Origin of the sequence: Massilibacteroides sp., from assembly GCF_028705895.1 — a bacterium.
Taxonomy (GTDB): domain Bacteria; phylum Bacteroidota; class Bacteroidia; order Bacteroidales; family Tannerellaceae; genus Massilibacteroides.
Genome location: NZ_JAQWCQ010000014.1, coordinates 1 through 23,017, shown reverse-complemented (window position 1 = coordinate 23,017; position 23,017 = coordinate 1). Strand labels below are relative to the sequence as shown.

At 39.1% G+C, this 23,017-nt stretch carries 17 protein-coding genes; 10 read left to right on the top strand and 7 right to left on the bottom strand.

Annotated elements, in window-relative coordinates; genetic code table 11:
- Position 1 precedes the first annotated feature (1 nt).
- The 6 genes from purU to PHT93_RS05440 all read right to left on the bottom strand — a co-directional run bounded on the left by purU (position 2) and on the right by PHT93_RS05440 (position 7,118).
- A complete protein-coding gene (gene purU / locus PHT93_RS05465) occupies positions 2–877 on the bottom strand; it encodes a formyltetrahydrofolate deformylase (RefSeq protein WP_300240516.1) in 876 nt (291 codons plus the stop codon).
- Positions 878–937: 60 nt separating this feature from the next.
- Complete coding sequence (locus PHT93_RS05460) at positions 938–1,702, bottom strand: DUF6599 family protein (protein ID WP_300240448.1); 765 nt, start codon at positions 1,700–1,702, stop codon at positions 938–940.
- A gap of 1 nt (position 1,703) precedes the next feature.
- On the bottom strand, positions 1,704–2,858 hold the full coding sequence (locus tag PHT93_RS05455; RefSeq protein WP_300240446.1) for a DUF362 domain-containing protein: 1,155 nt from the start codon (positions 2,856–2,858) through the stop codon (positions 1,704–1,706).
- 82 nt (positions 2,859–2,940) lie between these two features.
- A complete protein-coding gene (locus tag PHT93_RS05450) occupies positions 2,941–3,921 on the bottom strand; it encodes a family 43 glycosylhydrolase (protein WP_300240444.1) in 981 nt (326 codons plus the stop codon).
- A gap of 62 nt (positions 3,922–3,983) precedes the next feature.
- On the bottom strand, positions 3,984–6,449 hold the full coding sequence (gene priA / locus PHT93_RS05445; protein ID WP_300240442.1) for a primosomal protein N': 2,466 nt from the start codon (positions 6,447–6,449) through the stop codon (positions 3,984–3,986).
- 81 nt (positions 6,450–6,530) lie between these two features.
- On the bottom strand, positions 6,531–7,118 hold the full coding sequence (locus tag PHT93_RS05440; protein ID WP_300240440.1) for a porin family protein: 588 nt from the start codon (positions 7,116–7,118) through the stop codon (positions 6,531–6,533).
- A gap of 179 nt (positions 7,119–7,297) precedes the next feature.
- Here PHT93_RS05440 and PHT93_RS05435 point away from each other — a divergent pair, with 179 nt between their 5' ends.
- On the top strand, positions 7,298–7,978 hold the full coding sequence (locus tag PHT93_RS05435) for a carbonic anhydrase family protein (RefSeq protein ID WP_300240438.1): 681 nt from the start codon (positions 7,298–7,300) through the stop codon (positions 7,976–7,978).
- Between the two features lie 143 nt (positions 7,979–8,121).
- Here PHT93_RS05435 and PHT93_RS05430 read toward each other — a convergent pair whose 3' ends face one another.
- Positions 8,122–10,425 carry a GH92 family glycosyl hydrolase gene (locus tag PHT93_RS05430; RefSeq protein ID WP_300240513.1) on the bottom strand — a complete coding sequence of 768 codons (2,304 nt, stop codon included), beginning with the start codon at positions 10,423–10,425 and terminating at the stop codon, positions 8,122–8,124.
- A gap of 616 nt (positions 10,426–11,041) precedes the next feature.
- On the opposite strand from PHT93_RS05430, the gene PHT93_RS05425 reads away from it, so the two are divergent.
- From PHT93_RS05425 to PHT93_RS05385, 9 genes are all read left to right on the top strand, one after another.
- A complete protein-coding gene (locus tag PHT93_RS05425; RefSeq protein ID WP_300240436.1) occupies positions 11,042–12,226 on the top strand; it encodes a DNA-binding transcriptional regulator in 1,185 nt (394 codons plus the stop codon).
- Between the two features lie 78 nt (positions 12,227–12,304).
- Positions 12,305–13,507 (top strand): N-acetylglucosamine-6-phosphate deacetylase, encoded by a 1,203-nt coding sequence (gene nagA / locus PHT93_RS05420; protein ID WP_300240434.1) that lies wholly within the window; start codon positions 12,305–12,307, stop codon positions 13,505–13,507.
- Positions 13,508–13,512: 5 nt separating this feature from the next.
- The gene (locus PHT93_RS05415) at positions 13,513–14,283 is read left to right on the top strand and encodes a glucosamine-6-phosphate deaminase (RefSeq protein ID WP_300240432.1); all 771 of its coding nucleotides are present in this window, start codon (positions 13,513–13,515) and stop codon (positions 14,281–14,283) included.
- Positions 14,284–14,320: 37 nt separating this feature from the next.
- Positions 14,321–15,661, top strand: coding sequence for a Gfo/Idh/MocA family oxidoreductase (locus PHT93_RS05410; RefSeq protein WP_300240430.1), 1,341 nt, complete (start codon positions 14,321–14,323; stop codon positions 15,659–15,661).
- Between the two features lie 49 nt (positions 15,662–15,710).
- Positions 15,711–17,045 carry a sugar MFS transporter gene (locus PHT93_RS05405; protein WP_300240428.1) on the top strand — a complete coding sequence of 445 codons (1,335 nt, stop codon included), beginning with the start codon at positions 15,711–15,713 and terminating at the stop codon, positions 17,043–17,045.
- Positions 17,046–17,047: 2 nt separating this feature from the next.
- Entirely contained in the window at positions 17,048–18,346 is a 1,299-nt protein-coding gene (locus PHT93_RS05400; RefSeq protein ID WP_300240426.1) for a Gfo/Idh/MocA family oxidoreductase, read from the top strand.
- Between the two features lie 268 nt (positions 18,347–18,614).
- A complete protein-coding gene (locus tag PHT93_RS05395; protein WP_300240424.1) occupies positions 18,615–19,442 on the top strand; it encodes an FAD:protein FMN transferase in 828 nt (275 codons plus the stop codon).
- Positions 19,443–19,541: 99 nt separating this feature from the next.
- Positions 19,542–21,080, top strand: coding sequence for a SusC/RagA family TonB-linked outer membrane protein (locus tag PHT93_RS05390; RefSeq protein WP_300240422.1), 1,539 nt, complete (start codon positions 19,542–19,544; stop codon positions 21,078–21,080).
- Between the two features lie 7 nt (positions 21,081–21,087).
- The gene (locus PHT93_RS05385; RefSeq protein ID WP_300240420.1) at positions 21,088–22,872 is read left to right on the top strand and encodes a SusC/RagA family TonB-linked outer membrane protein; all 1,785 of its coding nucleotides are present in this window, start codon (positions 21,088–21,090) and stop codon (positions 22,870–22,872) included.
- Positions 22,873–23,017 lie beyond the last annotated feature (145 nt).

Below are 23,017 nucleotides of genomic sequence, written 5' to 3'. Positions count from 1 at the left end.
TTTAAGAAAACACGACTGTTTTGTTTTTATAAACCAGAATCCTTCGGTTAATATGGTTCTCTATTGCACGGGAAAGAACGATCTTTTCCAAGTCTTTTCCTTTCTGAATAAGATCTTCAACTGAATTCTTGTGCGTAATGCGGGTTACGTCTTGTTCTATAATCGGTCCGGCATCCAATTCGGTTGTCACATAATGACTCGTAGCACCAATTATCTTTACCCCTCTCTCGTAAGCAGCATGATAAGGCTTGGCTCCGACGAAAGCAGGCAGGAATGAATGGTGAATATTAATGATACGGTTAGGATATGATTTGATAAAGTTTTCGGAAATGATTTGCATATAACGTGCAAGTACGATAAAGTCGATTTTCTTCTCTTTTAGCAATGCCATCTGAGCAGCTTCCACCTCTTCTTTCTGCCCTTTTTTCATATCGAACACGTAGTATTCGATTCCAAATTTATCAGCCACCCATCGCAAATCTTCGTGATTACTGATAATTACCGGCAAATCCACTTTCCACTCACCCGCAGTATAGCGTGCAAGAATATCAAACAGGCAATGAGACATTTTAGAAACAAAGACAGCCATTCGCGGCCTATAATCGCTAAAGTACAAACGGAATGTCATCTCGTATTGCTGTGCATAGAGTGTCTGAAAGTATTCCCCGATCTTTTCTTGCGGTATAAGGAAATCGGTCAAATCCCATTCAACACGCATAAAAAATATACCTTCATGTCTATCAACATGTTGTTCTAAATAAAGAATATTGCCACGATTTACACTTATGAAATCTGTTACGGCAGCCACTAAACCCGAACGGTCTGGCGAATATATTAACAAGGTAGCTTTACCTGGAGCAGAGTTTGTTTTTGTCATCATATTTTCTTTTTAAACTTCGTTTTGTCAACCAAAAGCAAAAATAGAAAATATTTTTCTTCAAAAACCAAACGGCCCGTAATCTTCTTCTATTTGTTTATCTTCGCGAATCCGTACATAAAGCCAGTCTTCACCTTTACTTAACACATCCTTTTTCTCCATTTTTTTACCTGTTTCAGTTACTTTTTCCTTATTATCGAAACAAATAAGAGCGTATTTCTCATCTTGTTCTTCTGAAGGTAAGAGCCATACACATGTATAGGGAATTTCTTTTAATAAGGTTGCTAATGAAAGACAAGCGGCGGAAAGAGAGATCTGTCCCCGCAGGAATTTAACAACTCCCGAATAGGGTTTCGGTATTGCTATCTGTTCCGGAAAGGACACCTCATCCTTATTTAAGTCAGCCGTAAAAAAAGCCATCACCTGATCCGCATTTGCTTTAGCCTTGTCTGAACCAGATGTAAATACCAAAGACACATATTGATTACCTATCACACATTGCAACTGATATGCAGAAAGACAGTTTATCCCCTCTCCCCTGTCCGCCTCAATACATTTGAACGTATGAACAGAATAAATACCAAAAGCATCTTCAGGCGTAGGCATTTCGTAAATATCCAAAATATATTCTTCATCAAGATATACAAGATCACGGGTAGTCAACTTCTGCACTCCATATTCTAAGAACAAATCTGCACCTCCGTTCATAAAACCATACAAACCGGTTCCTGTAAAAACACGCTCTCTCTTCACTGTAATATCTTCCGCCTTACTACATAAAGGCAGCATTAAAAAGAAAGAAAGCAGATATAAGCAGTACTTCATTTTACAGGTTGATTTCTTTTAAGTCTATTTTATTTATATCCGCAACACCTAATTTGAGTTCTTCGGCTAATTGCATAAAGCGTAATGAGGTTGGCTTGTCTTCCTTCTGTATCTCTTCGTCAACTCGCTTTTTAATAACAATATCATGCCCCACACGATCTACAGCCACCGGGTCAGATCCGACCAACATGGTATTATAATTACATATAAATTGTGGATTAGCAGCCGGACCTCCATCAAAACAACCACGCAGTCCGTCAACGATATTCAACACCACTTTATCCCGAAGCGGAGGAAAGGCACAGGCATAAGCGCAAGTCTCATGCCAGAGGTTTTGATGTAAACGACCGGTATTGGAGATTGCCCCGAAAGCCAGATTCTTCATACATAGAGTCACCGCCGATCCGGCATTTTTCAAAATAGGAACATTGATAATCTTAGACACTTCTTCTGTACAGATTCGGGTAAAGTAGGAATTAACTCCTCCATTCACCATATAGGGCATCGTATAGGCATCGTATTCTCCTTCAACGTCTGCAAATAAGAACTGGGACTTGTCAACACGGTCATCACTGTAAAGTTTACCATTTTCCGCATAGAAGCCCCCTTCCGCATCCTGACATTCTGTACCTGTAATACGAATCCCCGGATAGTTTTCTTCCGTATAGCCTGTTTCGTGCAACTGCATCTCTCGCCTATCCCATATCACCATATTTTTACGCGGAATACCTGCCTCCTCAAGTTGACGCACAATAGCTCCGGTTACAGCATGAGAGGTAGTCAATAACTTTCCCGCCACAGGGTTTACTTTCAGTCCAATAATATCTTTCGGCCCTACAAACATCCTCCAGGCTTTTTTCAGGGATTTCTTTCCCGTCAGTGCCAACATGGAGCTTTTAAGCATTTCATAGGCAGCCTCATCAGAAGGTTTACCATCTATCACACAATTCGGATGATTTACACGCACAACGTTTCCAGGAAATAATCCCGGCATAGAATCTTTCGTTCGCGGCACAGCCATTGCCTCTGCAATATTTGTTTCAGGCTTGTCGGACGTTTTTATCGGGTTCTCTGCCGGAACGGCTTTAATTACCGGAGCAAAAGCAGTACTCAAGCCTCCCGCTGCTACAGCTTTAAAGAAATTTCGTCTTTTCATATTAGTTATTTAGTTTAGATATAATATTTTATATTTTTCAGGGAAAAGAGTCCATAAAGCAATATGAACTTCAGATTTATTATCAGCGTTTTAAAACCGGCTTTCCATCTTTCCAGACAACTTCTTGTTGAGTCAGAAACCATGTCTTTCCGTTATCATTATTACCCTGATAAAACAGGTAAGTTCTTCCGTCAGAATCAGCAAAGATATGCGGATGACCGGATTCACTTGAATTCCATTCTCCCGGTTTTCCGTTACGTAAAAATGGTTCGTTTGAAAGACGAGCCCAGACAATACCGTCTTTACTTTCTGCTATTCCGATCTGTTGCGGTTTGTTATTATATGCTCCGGCATAAAACATAACTAATCTTCCTTTTTTTTCCACAATAGATGCTCCTTCCACACATTCGCCTTCCCAAGGTAATTCGGGAGATAAAATAGGTTTGTTTGTTGCCTGCGCCCAATCTTCCTTATTAAAATCAGTTGTTTCAGGAGCAATAGCCACTCCTTGCATTTGTATTTTAAAATCCTTATCCCTCGTAGCAAAATAAAGGAAGTATTTGTCTTTAAACTGGCAGACTTCAGCATCGATAGCCCGTCCGCATGTCCAGTCACCGGTCGGATTAAAGATCGGATTAGTCGGGTTTCTTTTAAAATTCACTCCGTCTTCTGAAACAGCATGACAGATGGCATCTTTTTTCCCGTTGCCATAGGTTTGATAAAAGAGGTGTACTTTTCCGTCTCTGACCAAAGCGCCGGGAGCACACATCCCTTTTTTCTCATAATCTAATCCCGGCTGAGGAGTAATTTCCCCAACTTTCTGCCAATTCACCAAATCATTGCTTTCTGCCACTCCGATTATCCATCCACTATTCTGCGTATCCCAATTTTGAGGAGGTAACGAATGATACATTAAATAGCGCCCTTTAAACTTAACCACATGCGGATCTTTTGAATAAGGAACTCCTACTCTCGTTGTATCTCCGTACATCATAGCAGGCGTTTGTCCATTCATTTGGAAAACTAAAATTGAAAACAGGATTAGCAGATAGTTCTTTTTCATAACAAATTTTCGTATTATAATATAAGTGAGTGAATTAACTTACAATATTAATAAAAATCAGGTTATACCGGGTCAACATCATAATGAAAAATGATCTGTCTGAAAGAAGGGACCGATTGCATCTCTGTATAAACTTTTTCCAACAACTCTCGTGTTGAGGCTATTGAGGCTGCTATTTCTATCTTTAATACGATATTTCGCAGGTAAAGTGTCTGAACGCGGGTTACAACGGGAATAACCGGGCCTAAGACCCGATCGCCAAATAGTAAACGCAGTTTGTCTGCATAGAGTGTCGCACATTCCCGTAATGCGGTTTCATTTCTGCTACGTAAAACAAGAGTAATCAAGCGATAGTAAGGTGGGTATTTAAACATGCTTCGTTCACTTAATTGCAGTTTTACCATCTCTTTGTAGGCCGACCGCATGACCATTCGGATGAGTGGGTGTTCTGGTTGGGAAGTTTGCAGTACGACCATTCCCGGTGTTTCTCGTCGTCCGGCTCGTCCACTGACCTGCGCCATCAGTTGATAAGCACGTTCATGCGCCCGAAAGTCGGGGAAATTCATCAGGCTGTCGGCATTGATAATTCCAACCACACTCACATTTGCGAAATCCAACCCTTTTGAAATCATCTGCGTTCCGATCAGTATTTGTGTCTTTCCCGAATCGAAATCAGCCAATATACGTTCATAGGCCGTTTTTGTTCGCGTCGTATCAAAGTCCAAACGGTCTGTTTTGGCAGCGGGAAACAACGAGGCGATTTCTTCCTCCACTTTTTCTGTTCCAAAACCCATCATCCGTATATCCGTTCCTTTACATTCCGGACATTCTTCTTTGAGATGGATAGAATAACCACAATAATGACAGACCAATCGTCCCTGTCGTTTGTGATAGGTAAGACTTACATCGCAATTCAAACAATGGGGAACATAACCACAATCTTTACATTCTACTAAGGGAGCAAACCCACGCCGATTCTGAAATAAAATAACTTGTTCTTTTTTTGCCAGCGCTTGTTCCATTTTTTCAATTAACAAAGGAGAGAACAAAGCCTCTTTCTTCATCTTCTTTTTGCGTTTGAGTTCCTTAAGGTCAACCGGAATAATTTCCGGTGAAGGGGTATTGGAATAGCGCGTCGGAAGTTCCACCAAACCATATTTTGCAGTCAAAGCATTATAATAGGAGTCAATCGACGGGCTAGCTGATGCTAAAAGAGTTTTTGCTCCGTGCATATTGGCTAAGACGATAGATGCATTACGAGCATTATAGCGAGGAGAGGGATCTTGTTGTTTGTAAGAATTTTCATGTTCCTCATCAACGATAATCAGCCCTAAATCTTTAAACGGCAAAAACAACGACGAACGTACTCCGACTATCAACAAAGGCTCATTCGCGTATAAGAGTTTATTCCAGACTTCCACACGTTCGTTGTCAGAAAAGCGAGAATGATAAACCAGCAAACGGTCGCCAAAATGAGCGGCTAATCGTTCTGTGATTTGAGTTGTTATCGCTATCTCAGGAAGCAGGTAAAGGGCTTGTCTTCCCATCTTCATCACTTCCTCAATCAGATGAATATGTATTTCTGTTTTCCCGCTCGATGTTGCTCCGTAAAGAAGACAGACATCATGGGTTTCAAAGTTGCTGTGGATTGCATTATAGGCAGTAAGTTGCGCCTCAGTTAAAACTTTTGGAGGTTTCAAACGACAAACAGGCACTTGCAATCGGCCGATTTCTTTTTCGTAACCTTCGAGAATCCCCTTTTTAAACAATTCCTTTAAGGTAGTTAGTTTTGCATCGGCACTTTCTACTAATTCTTTTTGAGAAACCTCCTTAAATAAAGCCGGATTCAAGGCATGGCTCAATTCTAAATAAGTGATCAGAAGTTCTTCCTGTTTCTTTGCACGTTTTAGATCAGTAAAAGCCTCATGCAATCGTTCTTCAGTTTTAAACCCCTCCGCCAAGCGAATAAAGGTTTGCATCTTAGGTGTAAAGCCACGTTTTAATTCTTCATTTACTTCAATAGCCCCAAGAGATAACAGAGAAGACAAGACAGGCAGCACATTGCGTACTCCTGTTCGTTTTTCCAAATCGGAAATGGTCAACTTCTCTCCCACTCGTAAAGCATCCAACACCTTTCCTTCACTGGCCCGTAAGGGTAGCTTTGCTTCGAAAGCGTCGTTCAGCATAATAACAGTTTCGCTCTCCAGCTTTAATCCGGCAGGTAAAGCCGCTTTATAGACATCTCCTAATTTGCATAAATAATAAGAAGCAATCCATTGCCAGAACTTTAATTGCGGGCGGCGTAATATCGGAGTAACGTCTAACAGACTATGAATCGTTTTTATTTCATAAGATGAGTCCGGTTCTCGTTGATGCACATGAATCACAATAGCTGTATAATAACGTTTCTTCCCGAAATGAACAATTACACGACAACCCGGAGCTATGGATTTCTCCAAATCTTCCGGAACACGGTACGTATAGCTATTCTCTAAGGAAAGAGGAAGTATTACATCGGCATAAGTCATACACTCACATTTTATACTGCCAAAAGTAACAAAAAAAGGCCGGACTATACGAGTCCGGCCTTTTCCTTATCTTTTATACGGTCAGAATAAAATAGCAGCCGTAACAGACCAGCCTCTTAATTTTCCCGCAGCTTTATCGGCATCAGAAAGTCCGATTCCTGCGCTGTAATTATTCGTCAGTCCCAAATCATAATTCACACCAACCTGTAAATGCTTAATCACCTCAACACCTGCACCAAAATTCAGGCCTGCACCAAAGTTTTTAGCTTTGATTTGTTGGTCAACTACTTTCCACACCTTATCACCACCGATTCGGAACGAAGCGTAAGGCCCCGCTGACACATAACCTTTAAATACAGGAAGACCAAACTTCCATTTCAGGTTAACCGGAATATCTAAATAATCGGTTTTTAAATTTTCTGATTTAAGTTCAAGTCCTTTCTGCGAATAAATCAATGCAACATCCATCCCTACACCAGCTGCAGGAGCAATAAATTCCATCATAGGACCAATCTGGAATCCGGTAAGATTATCACTATCAATCAGATCACTATTAAAATGAACTTTTGATATATTCAGCCCTCCTTTCACCCCAAATGCTATCTGAGCAGACGCCGAAGCGACACTCAACAACAACATTGCCAAAAGAAAACCTATACACTTTTTCATACCTTTTCTCTTTTTACGATTATATACTATATAACACTACAAATAAACTGAAAGTTATCTAAAAATCAAACTATCTACATTCATTTAACAAAAATACTGTTTTATCATCTTCGTGTTGTTTTCTCCGAACAATCTTTTCTTTTTAAATGTTTTCTGTAAGTAATTTAAAAGGAAACAGAATGGAACACATCCCTAAAAAGGATATTCTCTCAGGCCATGTCCTGACTGCTGAAGAGCAAGCAAAACTTACCCCACACTTAGTATTAGACATTCTCAAAAAAGGGAATCAAGACTTCGTCAGAGACCATTTAACTGTCCGTAACAACTCCGGGAGGATACGAAATGCGTCTTTAGGGCAATACCCTATGGCTGTTGTGTTATCCTGTCTTGATTCCCGAGTTCCTGTGGAAGATATTTTCCACTGTGGAATCGGCGATTTATTTGTAGCCCGTGTTGCCGGAAATATCGTAAATGATGATATATTGGGAAGTCTGGAAATCGCCTGTAAAGTATCAGGAGCAAAACTAATCCTTGTCTTAGGGCATGAATACTGCAGTGCCATAAAATCTACGATAGACAATCTTGAAATGGGTAATATAACTCAGCTGCTAAACAAAATTCGTCCCGCCGTAGCCTTGGCCAAACAAGACTTCGAAGGAGAACAAACATCAAAAAACGAATTATTCATGGATAAAGTTTGCCTTTGTAATGTACAACTCTCCATCCGGGAAATCTTAGACAAAAGCAGCATACTAAAAGAGATGAAGGAAAAAGGAGATATAGACATTATCGGAGGCATCTACGACATGAAAAAAGGGGCTGTAAAATTCACCCAAACAGCCCTCGAAAATAAAGATTGAAAATCAAAGAAAAAATACGCATACTAATATATGAAAAAATATAAAGGATATTTTTGCAAAAACATCCTTTATATTTCCGAAAATAACCTTTATATTTTTTCACCCTTAAATTCCATGAAAATTTAAAGGCTTCAAAGCTGACTTTATTGTACCGTCTGCGGACGATCTTCAGGGGCAACACCAAATGTTTCAGATGGGGTGTTTCCCATATCGAAAATTAATTCGCCTCCTGCGGTAATATCCTTAAAGTCGATATAGGATTTACTATATGGTTGTCCGTTAAGCGTTACGCTCTGGATGTATTTATTGTCTGCACTATTGTTATTTGCTTTTACCGTAAACGTCTTGCCGGAACCGACCTTTATAACTGCTTCATTTACGATAGGACTACCAAAGACATAAACACCTCCTGCAGGCGCAACCTGATAAAAGCCAAGGGCAGAGAGAACATACCAAGCCGACATCTGACCGACATCTTCATTTCCGCATAGTCCTGCCGGAGCATCATGGTAAAGTGTTGTCATTGTTTCACGTACTCTATCTGCTGTTTTCCAAGGCTGACCTACATAGGGATAAAGATACAGCACGTGATGGCTCGGTTCATTTCCATGTGCATACTGCCCAATCAATCCGCTGATATCCGGAGACGCTTCGTCTCCCATATCTCCCTGTACAATAAAGAGTGAATCCAATTTGGAAATAAATTTCTCTTCACTGCCGAACAAGTCAATCAGGTCTTGTACATTTTGTGGAACTAACCAGGTATATTGCCAGGCATTTCCTTCTGTATAATCATTTATACGGTGAACGGATTTAAATGGATCAAGAGGCTCTGATCTGAAATTTCCTTTTGAATCGATTCCTCTCACAAAGTTTATACTTGAATCAAAATAATACACAAAAGAATTACTCCTCAACAGGAAGTAATTATAGTCTTCTGTCTCATCTCGTTCTTTTGCCACCTGTGCTAATGCCCAGTCGGCTAAGGCATATTCAAGTCCTTTTGCAACCGACTCGTTTTGCTTGTCATAAGGAATATAGCCTAACTCTTTATAGTAGTCCAATCCTCTTTCATCCAATAAAGCCGATGTTTTCATCGCTTCATATGCCAGATCCTTGTCAAAACCACCGAAACCTTTCAGATACGCATCAGCTACAACAGGAATGCCCGGATTACCGACCATACAATCGGTCTCGTTTGCCATAAGATGCCATACAGGGAGTTTTCCTTGTTGTTTGTAGATATGAAGCATTGTATTGATTATGTCCGGCATTTTTTCCGGATGAATAATGGTCATCAATGGGTGAGCCGCACGGTAAGTATCCCAAAGAGAAAAAGTAGTATAATTCTTAAATCCATCATTTGCATGCACTACCTTATCCGTACCGAAATAAGAACCATCTACATCACAGAATTCAGAAGGTGCAATCATTGTATGGTACAACGCCGTATAGAAAGTACGCATAACCGAAGCATCATTCGATGTAACCTGAACCTTGCTCAATTCTTCGTTCCAGGCTTTATCGGCGGCCACAATTGTTTCTTCAAAATTCCAACCCGGAAGTTCAGCCGCGAGATTTGCTTTAGCTCCGGCAACACTTACAGGAGAGACAGCCACTTTGGCATATACCTCTTTGGGTTCATCTGCAGCGGCAAACTTAATCACACCATAAGCTCTGCGTGCAGTAATACTGTTTCCTTCCTGAACCGACGTTGTATCATAAACAGCGAAGGAAGTTATCGGTTCAGAAAAAACGGCAGAAAAATAGATGCGTTGATCATTCGCCCAACCTTTAGAAAAACGATAGCCCGAAACTACAGAATCATTTTCCTGAACTAAATGACCTTCCATCGGGGTATCCCAACCAATACCGGCAGTCAGATCTATAACCAATCTCGGATCAGCAGCCGAAGCAGGCTGATAGGTATATTTATGGAAACCTACACGTTTGGTTGCTGTTAATTCTACATCTACATCATAACGGTCAAGGTGTACGGCATAATACCCCGGTTTTACTTTTTCGGTTTCTCTTCTGAATAAAGAATATAATCCCGATGATTGATCACCGGGTACTCCTCTTTTCAGAACCGGATCTCCGGTCAGAGGCATAAAAACAATATCTCCTAAATCGCCAATACCTGTTCCGCTCAAATGCGTATGAGCAAAACCCAGAATCGTAGAATCAGTAATATGATAACCAGAACACCAGTCCCATCCCTGAGTAATATTAGACGGGCCTAATTGTACGGCACCAAAAGGTACGTTAGCTCCTAAGAAAACATGGCCATGATCTCCTGTTCCGATGTAAGGATCTACATATTGTGTAAAATTGGGCGTATTCTCAATAACTGCTTCTTGTTTGCATGAAGTCAGTCCACTCAATACAAATCCACCACATAAGGCAACGCCAAGCAGCCCTGCAAAAGTTTTGTCTTTTAATTTCATCATTATGAATATTTGGTCTTAAACTTAAATCCCTGTTGTATATAATTAGAATAAAGAAAAGAACAAAGATAAAGACAACGAACGAGAATTCGTATGTACATAAAAACAAAAACAGGCATTACTCACGTAATTCCTGTTTCTTTCCCCTGATTTAAGTCAACTAGTGATAAAACTCAATTATGAACTATTTATTTTACTATTATGAATTTATATAAGCAAAGATAGACCTCCAGAACAACATATAAGTGGCTTTACAAACAACATATATTCTTTTTTCATTCTATCTCAGCAGCTGTTTTCTAATCGATCAACGATTAGAAGAACAAAAAAACAAACAGCGCAAGGTTCTTTTTCGTTTTCAACAACTACAACCCTATTTCTTTTCGATATTCGCAATTTCTGACGTTTTTACGGAATACATTTCAATAAGTAATATCACATAAATAAAGTTTTCTATATGGAATATGTTAAAGACCGGAGCAAAACAAGTCTATTGTAGATGTTTCTTTTTATTTTTATAGTAGTTTTATAGCGTCATCAAGCTCCAGACATGTTGAATTCCGCCACAAAACGACTTGTCTGTTTAGGAATACGATGATAAAAGAAAAGAGTTATTATGTTGAAGATACTTGTTCTTACAGATTTTTCCAGTGGGTATAGCAGGCGATTATTAGAGGGTATCATCCGCTATTCAAGAGAGGTTGGAACCTGGTCTTTCCTGAGAATGCCGGTGTATTATCAAATGATGCACGGCGAAGATGCGGTAGTGTCTTTTGCGAAAAAATGGAAAGCGGATGCTATCATTGCCCAGTTGAGAGACATTAATCTGGAAGAGCTTAATACGCTTGATATTCCTATTATCGTACAGAATTACCATGAACGGAGTAAGTATATATCTAACCTGACAGGGGATTATTACAATACCGGAGTGATGGCTGCCGATTTTTTCCTGAATAAAGGTTTCCGGAATTTTGCTTATTACGGATACCAAAATGCGATCTGGTCACGAGAAAGAGGAGCGGGTTACAAAGACCGGATCGAGAAAGCCGGATATCAATGTGATATATTGGAGAATAAGAATCCGAACACAAAAGAATGGTTGTTCAACACAAAACAAATCGGTAAATGGCTGGAGTCTCTACCCAAACCTGTTGCCCTTTTTGCTTGCGATGATTATTACGCATTACAAATATCGGAAACATGTAATATTACAAATATTAGTATTCCGGATGAAATTGCATTACTCGGAGTAGATAATGATGAACTATTATGCAATCTCTCCTCACCTACGCTTTCTTCTATTGTTTTAGATGTGGAAAATGGAGGATACCAGGCTGCTAAACAATTGTATCAATCGATTAAATGCGGAACGAAAGAAGCTTTTAATATTGTGGTGGAACCTTTATATATTGAAAACAGAGCTTCAACAGAGAAATATGCTGTTTCTGACGAATATCTTCAGAAGATTCTGAATCATATCAAAGAGAACTTCAACAAATCTATTTCGGTGGATGATCTGGTGGATCTTGTTCCTTATTCAAGGCGAGTTCTTGAGAAACGTTTTAAAGACACAATCGGAACGTCGATTTATCAATGCGTACTCGACCACCGGATCAATCATTTCACTAAACTTCTTTTGAGTACAGATCTTCACCTGCCGGATGCTGCAATTCAATCAGGATTTGACGATTACAAGAATGTTTCCCGCATTTTCCGTAAATATAAGTCGATATCTCCTGCTGAATACCGAAAACTATACAAGAAAGAGAAGAAAGATTTCACTGAAATTGACGGCATATGAGAACTTTCATTCGCATTCTATCCCTGTAGAGAAAACTCAAACATATATTTTTGAAGTCTGGTTACTGATCTGAACATTATGCTGGACAAACGACTTATCATAGAAAACGCAACATTAATTCTTCCTGACAGGATTATCAATTCGGGATATATTATATGTAGCAAAGGTATTATTACCCATATTGGGGAAGGAGAATGTGTAGAATGCAGGACATCTGATAGAAAGATAGATGCAAAGGGGAATTATGTTTCGCCCGGGTTTATCGACATACACACACATGGTGCAGGTGGACATGACTTCATGGATAATACTGTTGAAGCTTATTGCAAAGCTGCACAAACGCATGCCCGGTATGGAACAACAAGCCTTACTCCTACTACATTGGCAAGCACGAAAGAAGAGTTGGTCAGGACTCTCGAAGTGTACCGAAAAGCAAAAGCAGAAAACACAAAGGGAGCTGCTTTTCTGGGATTGCATTTGGAAGGGCCTTATTTTTCTTATGCACAACGGGGAGCTCAGGATCCTAAATATCTTCGCAACCCGCACCCCGAGGAATACAATGAGTTGTTAGAACTCGGAGGAAAGGATATTGTTCGATGGAGTATTGCTCCTGAATTAGAAGGGGCTTTGGAATTGGGCAAAGAGCTACATCGAAGAAATATCCTTGTATCGCTTGGACATACAAATGCTATTTACGAGGAAGTAGTAAAGGCATTCGATTGCGGGTTTACGCACGTAACTCATCTCTATTCTTGCATGTCAACAATAACTCGTCGCAATGCTTTCCGTTATGCGGGGGCGATCGAGGCTGCTTATCTGATCGATGACATGTCTGTTGAAATCATTGCAGACGGAATACATGTTCCCGAACCCTTACTAAAATTTGTCTGCAAGTTTAAAGCACACGATAAGATTGCTTTATGTACAGATTCTATGAGAGCTGCCGGAATGCCTGACGGGGAATATTTATTGGGAAGCAAAGAAAAAGGACAAAAAGTAATCGTGGAAGATGGAGTGGCTAAACTACCGGACAAAAGTGCCTTTGCGGGAAGTGTTGCAACAGCTGACAGGCTAATACGCACCATGATTACTCAGGCAGGCATATCATTACCGGAAGCAATCAAGATGATGACTCAGAATCCGGCACGTATTTTAGGCATTGAAAAAAGAAAAGGGACACTCGAAGTTGGGAAAGAAGCAGATTTAGTGATCTTTGGTTCTGACATTGCAGTTCAAGATACAATTGTTGGAGGGGAAATAATTTATACAAAAAACAAATAAGAAACATGGTTATTACTAAAGATAAGTTGGACGTAAGGATATACCCGACAACAAAAGAGATGTCTATTGCTGCTGCAGCACAGGTTGCTGAGAGAATGAAGACTCTTTTAGAAAAGAAAGACACGATCAACGCATTGTTTGCCGCCGCCCCCTCTCAATCAGAGTTTTTCAGACAATTGGTGAATTACAAAGACATTGATTGGAATAGAGTAAATGCTTTTCATTTAGATGAATATATTGGTTTAGAACAAAACGCCCCTCAACGATTCGGTAATTTTCTGAAAAGAGAACTTTTTGGTCAGCTTAAATTCAGAAACGTGTTTTATTTGGATGGGAGTAATGTTTTAAACGAGGAATGCAAACGTTATACAGCTCTTTTAAAAGAATACCCTATTGATATTGCATGTATTGGGATTGGAGAGAACGGACATATTGCGTTTAATGATCCGCATGTTGCCGACTTCCAGGATCAGGAAGTAGTTAAGGCCGTTGAGTTGGACCACATGTGCAGGCAGCAACAAGTCAATGATAAGTGTTTTGATGATATATCAAAAGTGCCCACGCACGCACTTACGCTGACCATCCCAACAATATTATCCGTACCTTACATCTATTGTATAGTACCCTATAAAGGGAAGGCAAAAGCCGTATATGAGACATTGAATGGTGACATTTCGGAACGTTGTCCGGCTTCTATCCTAAGAACTAAAGAACAGACCATTCTTTTTTTGGACAAGGATAGTGCAAGTCTATTGGAAGAAGTAACTTATTTATAATACCAGACAGAATACCAACGATTAAAATATAATTACCATGAGTACAAGACGTGATTTTATAAAAACAGCAGCGCTGGGAGTATCAACTCTCTCTCTTGGAGGGTTTGTAAATGAAGTAAGTGCCAAAAGTTATACAAACATAAAAGGCGCAAACGATAAAATAAGAGTTGCCGTCATAGGTGTTAATTCCAGAGGTAGAGCTTTAGCCGTTAATTTTGCAAAGCAAGAAGGTTGCGAAGTTTCCTGTATCTGCGATGTTGACAATCGTGCCATAGCCAAATGTTGTGACGAAGTAGCCAAAGTACAAAAAAGTAAACCCAAAGGCGAAAAAGATTTCAGAAAGGCTTTAGAGAATAAAGACATTGATGCTGTTGTCATTGCGACTCCCGATCACTGGCATGCTCCGGCTGCTTTATTAGCGATGCAGGCTGGAAAGCATGTATATCTGGAGAAACCCTGTAGTTATGCTCCGGAAGAAGGCGAAATATTGATACAGGGTGTGGCTAAATACAAACGGGTGTTACAAATGGGAAATCAAAGGCGTTCGTGGCCGAATGTCATTGAAGGGATTCAGTCCATAAAAGAAGGAGTAATCGGCAATGTGCATTTTGGAAAGGCCTGGTACACCAATAACAGACCGTCGATCGGTATCGGAAAAGAAGTTCCCGTTCCCGAATGGTTGGACTGGGATTTATGGCAGGGACCTGCGCCACGTGTAGCCTTTAAAGATAATTATATCCATTACAACTGGCATTGGTTCTGGCGTTGGGGAACAGCCGAATCTCTTAATAATGGAACACATATGGTGGATATCCTTCGTTGGGGAATGGATCTGGAATATCCGACGATGGTTAATTCTGCAGGCGGACGTTATTATTATAAAGACGACTGGGAAACGCCGGATACACAGATTATTAATCTGGAATATGGTAATACCAAATCAATTTCTTGGGAAGGACGTAGTTGTAACGGAAGAACGATAGAAGATAGCAGCGTCGGCGCTTTATTCTATGGAGATAAAGGAAGTCTGTTAATTACAGGAGGTGATAGTTATAAAATATTCGACGAAAAAAACAACGTAATAAAAGAACAAAACAGTAAGTTAGCCATTGATCCTCGTAATCTGATGAATCCGGCAGAAAGCTTAGATGCGTTACATATTAATAATTTCTTTGACGGAATAAGAAAGAGCGCACAACTTAATTCTGATATCGTTTCCGGTCATAAAAGCACATTATCCATGCAATTAGGTAATATTTCGCAACGCGTAGGTCGTTCTTTACGGATTGATCCTGCTAATGGGCGTATCCTACGAGATGCTGAAGCAATCGAATACTGGAGCAGAGAGTATGAAAAAGGCTGGGAAATGAAATTATAATATTCTCTTTTAAGCTATTACTAACTATAAAAACAAATACAGACTCTACATGGAACCAGTGCAAAATCAATTAGGCAGTAAACGAAATACGATAGCCGCTATTGTTATTATCGGAATCATGTTTTTTATTTTCGGATTGGTTTCGTGGGTAAATGCGATTCTGATACCTTATTTCAAAATTGCATGTGAGCTGACTCATTTCGAGTCCTATTTCGTAGCCTTTGCATTTTATATTGCTTATTTCTGTTTGTCTATACCGGCAGCTTATTTGTTAAATAAGATCGGTTATAAGCGAGGTATAATGTATGGTTTCATCTGTATGTCGGTGGGAGCGGCATTATTTATCCCTGCGGCTCTTGCCCGTACCTATTGGATATTTCTAACCGGATTATTCGTTATCGGAGCGGGACTTACCATTCTACAATCTGCGGCTAATCCGTACATTACTATTATCGGGCCGATCGAAAGTGCAGCAAGGCGAATAAGCATAATGGGGATATGTAATAAATTTGCCGGTATTATATCTCCATTAATCTTTGCCGCCGTTGTGCTTCGTGTCACAGATAGTGAAATGTTTACTCTTTTAGATTCGGGAACGTTAGATGAAGTTTCGAAAAACATGATGTTAGATGAACTGATCAGACGTGTGATAAAGCCTTATGCTATTCTGTCTGCCGGGCTTTTAGCATTCGGAATTTATATACGTTACTCCGTTCTTCCCGAGATTAATCCGGAAGAGACAAATAAGGAAACCGGCTCTGAAACACACAAGACATCAATAATGCAATTCCCTTATCTGATCTTAGGCGCGGTAGCTCTTTTCCTGCACGTTGGCACGCAGGTTGTTGCAATCGACACCGTTATAAGTTACGCCGGATCAATGGGGATGGACTTATTTGAAGCAAAAACCTTCCCTTCTTATACGCTGACGGCCACGATCATTGGTTATATGGCCGGTATTTTTCTTATACCCCGTTTTATTTCGCAAACAAGAGCTTTACAAGTTTGTTGCTCGTTGGGCTTGATTTTCTCCATCGCAATAATACTTGTAAATAAAGAAGTGGTTGTTCTCGGACACGCAAGTAATCTTTCTATTTGGTTCTTGTGTGCATTGGGACTTCCAAATTCTTTGATTTATGCAGGCATATGGCCACTTTCAATACATGGATTAGGCCGATTTACCAAAGTAGGTTCTTCTTTATTAATTATGGGGCTAAGTGGAAATGCAATTATGCCGATTATCTACGGCTATTATGCGGATATCTGGAGTTTACAAAAAGCATACTGGATTTTGATTCCATGTTATATTTATCTGATTTTTTTCGCTTTTTATGGATATAAAATTCTAACTTGGACGCCTAAAAAGAAAAAAATGACTTATTAGTAATGAATACAGATTTGTTGACACGTAGAGATTTTATTAAAAATGTAGGGATTCTGAGTGGTGGAGGATTAGTCTTATCCTCCTTTCCCTTTTTTCAATCTAACGCTAACGAGAAGAACCTGATTGAAGGACAAAAAGCTCGTTTGGCTATTATCGGAACAGGCTCGAGAGGGCTTTATCACATTAATCATTTACTTAAGATTAAACATGCGGAAATTGTTGCATTGTGTGATATATATCAACCGCATTTAGACAATGCAGCTGCCCTTTGTCCCAAGGCGAAGCAGTATAAGAATTATCACGAAGCTATTGCGGATAAAAACGTGGATGGTATTCTGATTGCTGCTCCTTTGCATGAACATGCTCCTATAACAATAGCAGGATTGAAAGCCGGGAAACATGTCTTTTGTGAAAAGGCTATGGCCAGAACAATCGAACAATGCAAGGAGATGTATGATGTTTATAAAGAATCAGGAAAGGTTCTTTATATTGGATTACAACGGTTATTCGATCCGAAGTATTTGAAGGCAATGGAACTTATTCATCAGGGAGAAATCGGAGAGGTTGTTGATATTAGAAATTTCTGGTACAGAAATAACGACTGGAGAAGGCCTGTACCCGAACCTTCGTTAGAAAAACAAATAAACTGGAGGCTATATCGTGAGAGTTCGGGTGGACTGATGACTGAATTAGGGGCTCACCAACTTCAGATGGGAACCTGGCTCTATAAATCTCTACCGGATTATATCACCGGTTTTGGTGATATTATCTTCTGGAAAGACGGTCGCGAGGTTTTTGATAGTGTCAGCGTTATTTATCATTATCCAAACGGTTTGAGAATGACTTTCGAATCCATCATTTCCAATAAGCATTACGGGATGGACGAACAGATTCTGGGAAACAAAGGGACATTAGAATTGAGTCAGGGTCTTCTTTATAAGGAAGAACCGAAACCTGCCCCGGGAATACAACAACTGATTAATCAGATAGAGCATAATATTTTCGACAATGTTTCTTTTGCCGGACCAAGTTGGGTACCGGAAACAGCATCTACGACCAAAGGTGAGCCGATATTAGACCATATAAAAACGCATGACGGATCAAATACAACCGGAGCCGCTGATGACGGGTCTTTAGAACTTGTTTCCTCTTTTTGTACTGCCGTAATTACCGGTAAATCTATGCCTATGCTGGTTGAAGAAGCTTACTATTCATCCATATTAGCATTGCTTGGGAATAAAGCGATGGAAGAAAAAAGAGTACTTGAATTCCCTCAAGAATATGTAATTCCCTACTTGTAAGAATTATTGCACAATGAAAGATATCACAATAACAACTAAAAGGCAACTGACAGAAATAAAGATTTGGATAGCTTGCTTCGTTTTTACATTTCTACTGAATCTTGCCTCCATCATTATTTATAAAACAGAGTTTAAAGAGTTGTACACCCAACTTTTATGGGTTTTTATCCTTAGCATAGCTATCTACGGACTATTATTAGTTCTCAGATTACTATTTGCCTTAATTAAAAAGACTTTTTTCAAAAAGAAAGGCTAATCCCACAAACAGATGCAACCTATCCCCGATTCACATTTTACGTATAACAAAGCAGCCAACTTACTACATGGCTGGGCAGTAAAACTGATGGGGACAAGGTTGGATGTATTGATAGTGGACAGCCGACAAGAGAGCGCAGAGTCTTGCTGGGAAGAAATACTTGCAGAAACTTGTCGCTTAGAAAGTCTATTCAGTAAGTTTAACCCCGAGAGTGAACTTTATAAGATAAATAAAGCGGCAAGCCGGCAACCGATAAAAGTAAGCGATGAATTATGGCAACTTTTGATTGATTGCAAACGATATCATACACTAACCAAAGGATATTTTGACATTACCCTGAAAGACTATAATACAGTTCTGTTAGATACTAAAACCCAAACAATCGCATTTACGGCCAACGAAACAGAACTCGATTTGGGAGCTTTAGGTAAGGGATATGCCTTAGCTAAAATTAAGCAGATAGTAATACGTCATGATATTCAGTGTGCATTAATAAACTTTGGGAACAGCTCAGTTTTAGGAATCGGCACTCACCCCTATGGAGATACCTGGCCAATCGGGATAGAGAATCCATACAAGCCGAAAGAAACACTACACATTGTTAATTTAAAAGACAGTAGCCTTTCCACTTCCGGCAATACCCCCACACATCCTAAACATATAATAGATCCTCACACCAGCCATTACCTTGAAAGAAAAAAGATCGTTTCAGTAAAGACAGCCAACCCCATAGAAGCAGAAATCCTTTCCACCACATTCGTAATCACTCCCGATACTATTACCAAAGAAATAATCAAAGACTTCCCCTCAGCCGATTACACACTCTTCGATTTAGAATAAGACTCACAAAAGTGATCTTCAATGTTTTATTTACGCATAATGAGGTCTAATATTCGCAAAATGTGATATATTCTCCTTTTTGAACTTCTACATTTGTCTATGCGTAATTGGATAAAATTCATACGCAGGAGAACACCTTTTAAATTATTTTTCTTCGGAAAACAGATTGATTTCATTAAAGAAAAAGTTTATATCCGCGGTCTCTTAAACTTCTTTGATGAGAGTGTAAATATTAACCTTAAATTAAAGAACAAAATGAATGGTCCGAGTAAAAGTAAGTATTATTTACTTACTCATTTTAAGTCAATGTGCTTATTGGTACTTTTCTTGCTTCTAAGTGTTTCCACTTCAGTCGGAGCAAAAGAAAAACATGGGCAGGAAAATATTGAAAACTTAATATCTTCTTCAAGTTCTCAAACAGGGAATAAAATATCCGGTGTAATAAAAGATGTGAACGGAGAAGTTATTATCGGAGCTAATATCGTCATTAAAGGAACAACGAATGGCGGCATTACAGATATTGATGGAAACTTTGAACTTTCGAATGTAGAAGAAAATGATATACTTGTTGTATCATACATTGGATATTTGACTCAAGAGTTAAAAGTTCAAAATCAAAGAGTCTTCAACATTACTCTTATAGGTGATGATCAAATACTTGAAGAAGTAGTGGTAGTAGGTTATGGTACACAACGAAAGAAAGAATTAACAGGTTCAGTGACTTCTCTCAAATCCGGAGATATCATAAAAGTAGCAACAAATTCTTTCACTAATTCTATTCAAGGAAAGATTCCAGGCGTGCAGATTAATCAATCAAGTGGAGCTCCTGGTGCAGGCGCTTCTGTCAGAATTCGTGGTGTTGGTACTACAGGAGGTAATGAGCCTCTTTATGTTGTGGATGGATTACCTATTGGCGGTAGCAACATGAGTATTAGTGGAAGCGGAGACAACGTAAGTGGTCTTTCTATCATTAACCCGAATGATATAGAATCAATTGAAGTCCTTAAAGATGCAGCAGCGGCAGCTATATACGGAGCAAGAGCCGCAAATGGTGTTATCATTATAACAACAAAAAGAGGAAGTGAAGGATTAGCCAAGGTTAATTATAATACTTATGTTGGGGTACAACAATTATGGAAAAAACCTAAATTCTTAAATGCTACACAATTTGCAACATTAGCGAATGAATTATACGCAAACTCAGGAATGGATCCTATTGAAGAATTTGCAAATCCTGAATCTTTAGGAAAAGGGACAGATTGGATTGATGCTGTATTCAAAGATGCATTTATGCAAAATCATGATCTATCCATCTCAGGTGGAACAAAAAACGCAAAAGCATCTTTGTCTTTAGGTTATTTAGATCAGGATGGTACACTTATTGAGACCTGGTATAAAAGATACACAGGACGTTTAACTGTCGATTTAGTTGCCAATGATTATTTAAAATTCGGTTCTACATTAGCGTTTACACATACAGGAGCTAAAGGTCAAAGAAATAGCGACTTGAGAATCGGAATATTTAATCTTGCACAACAAATGTATCCAAATCTTGGGATAGACGATGTTATAGATGATTCCGCTAAATATTTTACATCTCAGGCTGACAACCCAGTATTAAGAGCAAAAATCTATTGACAACAGAATGTCTAACTTACGACTTTACGGAAATGCATTTGCAGAACTTGAACTCATAAAGGGGCTAAAATTTAAATCATCTATTGGTTTTGACGCTTACAACACCAAAAACACTACATGGGAACCTAAAGTACAAAGAGGACATTATCGCAATCTTCAGGCAACCCTGACAGAAGGAAGAAATGGTGGCTTAAATTGGATTATAGAAAACACGTTAACTTATTCAGGAGTATTTGATGATCATCGTATTACTGCTTTAGTTGGGCAAACTGCACAGAAAAACACAACTGATCAATTGTCTTCGACAGGAAAAGACTTCCTGAATGAAACGATACAAGTTATCAATGGCAGTAAATCAAGTGAAAGAACTTCTACAGGAACAAAAGGTGAATACGCATTGGCGTCTTACTTAGGAAGAATAAACTATTCCTACAAAGATCGATATATGATCTCCGCAAGTCTTAGGCGAGATGGTTCATCTAATTTTGGCACGAATAATAAATGGGGGGTGTTTCCTGCAACGTCTATTGGTTGGAATATCTCCGAAGAGAGCTTCATGCAAGAAGTATCTTTTGTAAATTCACTTAAAGTGCGTGGAAGTTGGGGTCAATTAGGGAATGACAATATCGGGTCATTTGGTTACTATAGTACAATTCGCATTGGAAATAATGGAGATAATTACATCTTTGGGATACCGCAAGGTCAAGCCGTAGGTGCATCAATTTTAAGACCTGGTAATCCAGATTTAAAATGGGAAGCAAGCGAACAAACAAACGTAGGTATTGACGCTTCTTTCTTCAGAGGAAAAGTCACAGCGAGTGTTGATTACTATGTAAAAACGACAAAAGATATGCTTGTTTCGTTACCAGTTTCTTATGAAGCAGGTTTCCAATCTGCACCATCTATCAATGGAGGTACAGTAGAAAACAAAGGATTTGAATTTGTCTTAGGTTATACAGGTTCTGTTGGTGATTTTTCTTGGAATATTTCAGGAAATTTATCGACTTTAGATAATAAGGTAAAAAGCCTTGGTGTTGGACTACCTATTACTGGCGCCAGCGTAACTGGGTACAAATCATTACCAGCCACTTATACAGAAGTAGGACGTGAGATTGGTTATTTTAAAGGATATATTGTTGACGGGATATATCAAACGGACAGTGAAATTGATCCAAAATTTCAACCCAATGCGCAAGCTGGTGACTTCAAATATAGAGATATAAATAAAGACGGCATTCTGTCTGATGCTGATAAAACTTATATAGGAAGTCCCTGGCCGGACATTATTTACGGTGGAAGCATTGATGTAGGTTATAAAGATTTCGATTTAAATCTTTCTTTTTCCGGAGTTTCAGGTAATGAGATATTTAATGCCAACAAAATAAATACTTACCCTATGAAATATTTTGGAGGATCTGGAATAGTGAATGCTTCAAGTGAAATATTAAACAGATGGACTCAGGGTAGCGGAAAGAATGAAATTCCTAAATTAATGTATAATGATGCCAATGGTAATTATGGAAACAGTTCAACATTCTTTATTGAGGATGGTAGTTATTTCAGATTAAGAAATATAACTCTTGGATATACTATTCCGGAAGCTCTTATTACTAAAACAAAGTATTTCTCGTACTGCCGACTTTATGTAAGTGCACAAAACTTGTTTACAATAACAAATTATTCAGGTTTCGATCCGGAAATCAACACCTCAAATTCTTTGAAAGCAGGAATCGATGATGGAGTCTATCCAATCGCCCGAACATATATGGTCGGAATAAATTTAAGTTTTTAACTCTGAAGAAAATAATAATATGAAAACAATATTTAAAGTTTTTATTTGCTTTTCAGCACTTTTTATTCTGAATGCATGCGGAGACGATTTTCTATCGTTGACATCAAAAGACACAGTGACAGAATCCGGTTTTTTTGCAACCGAG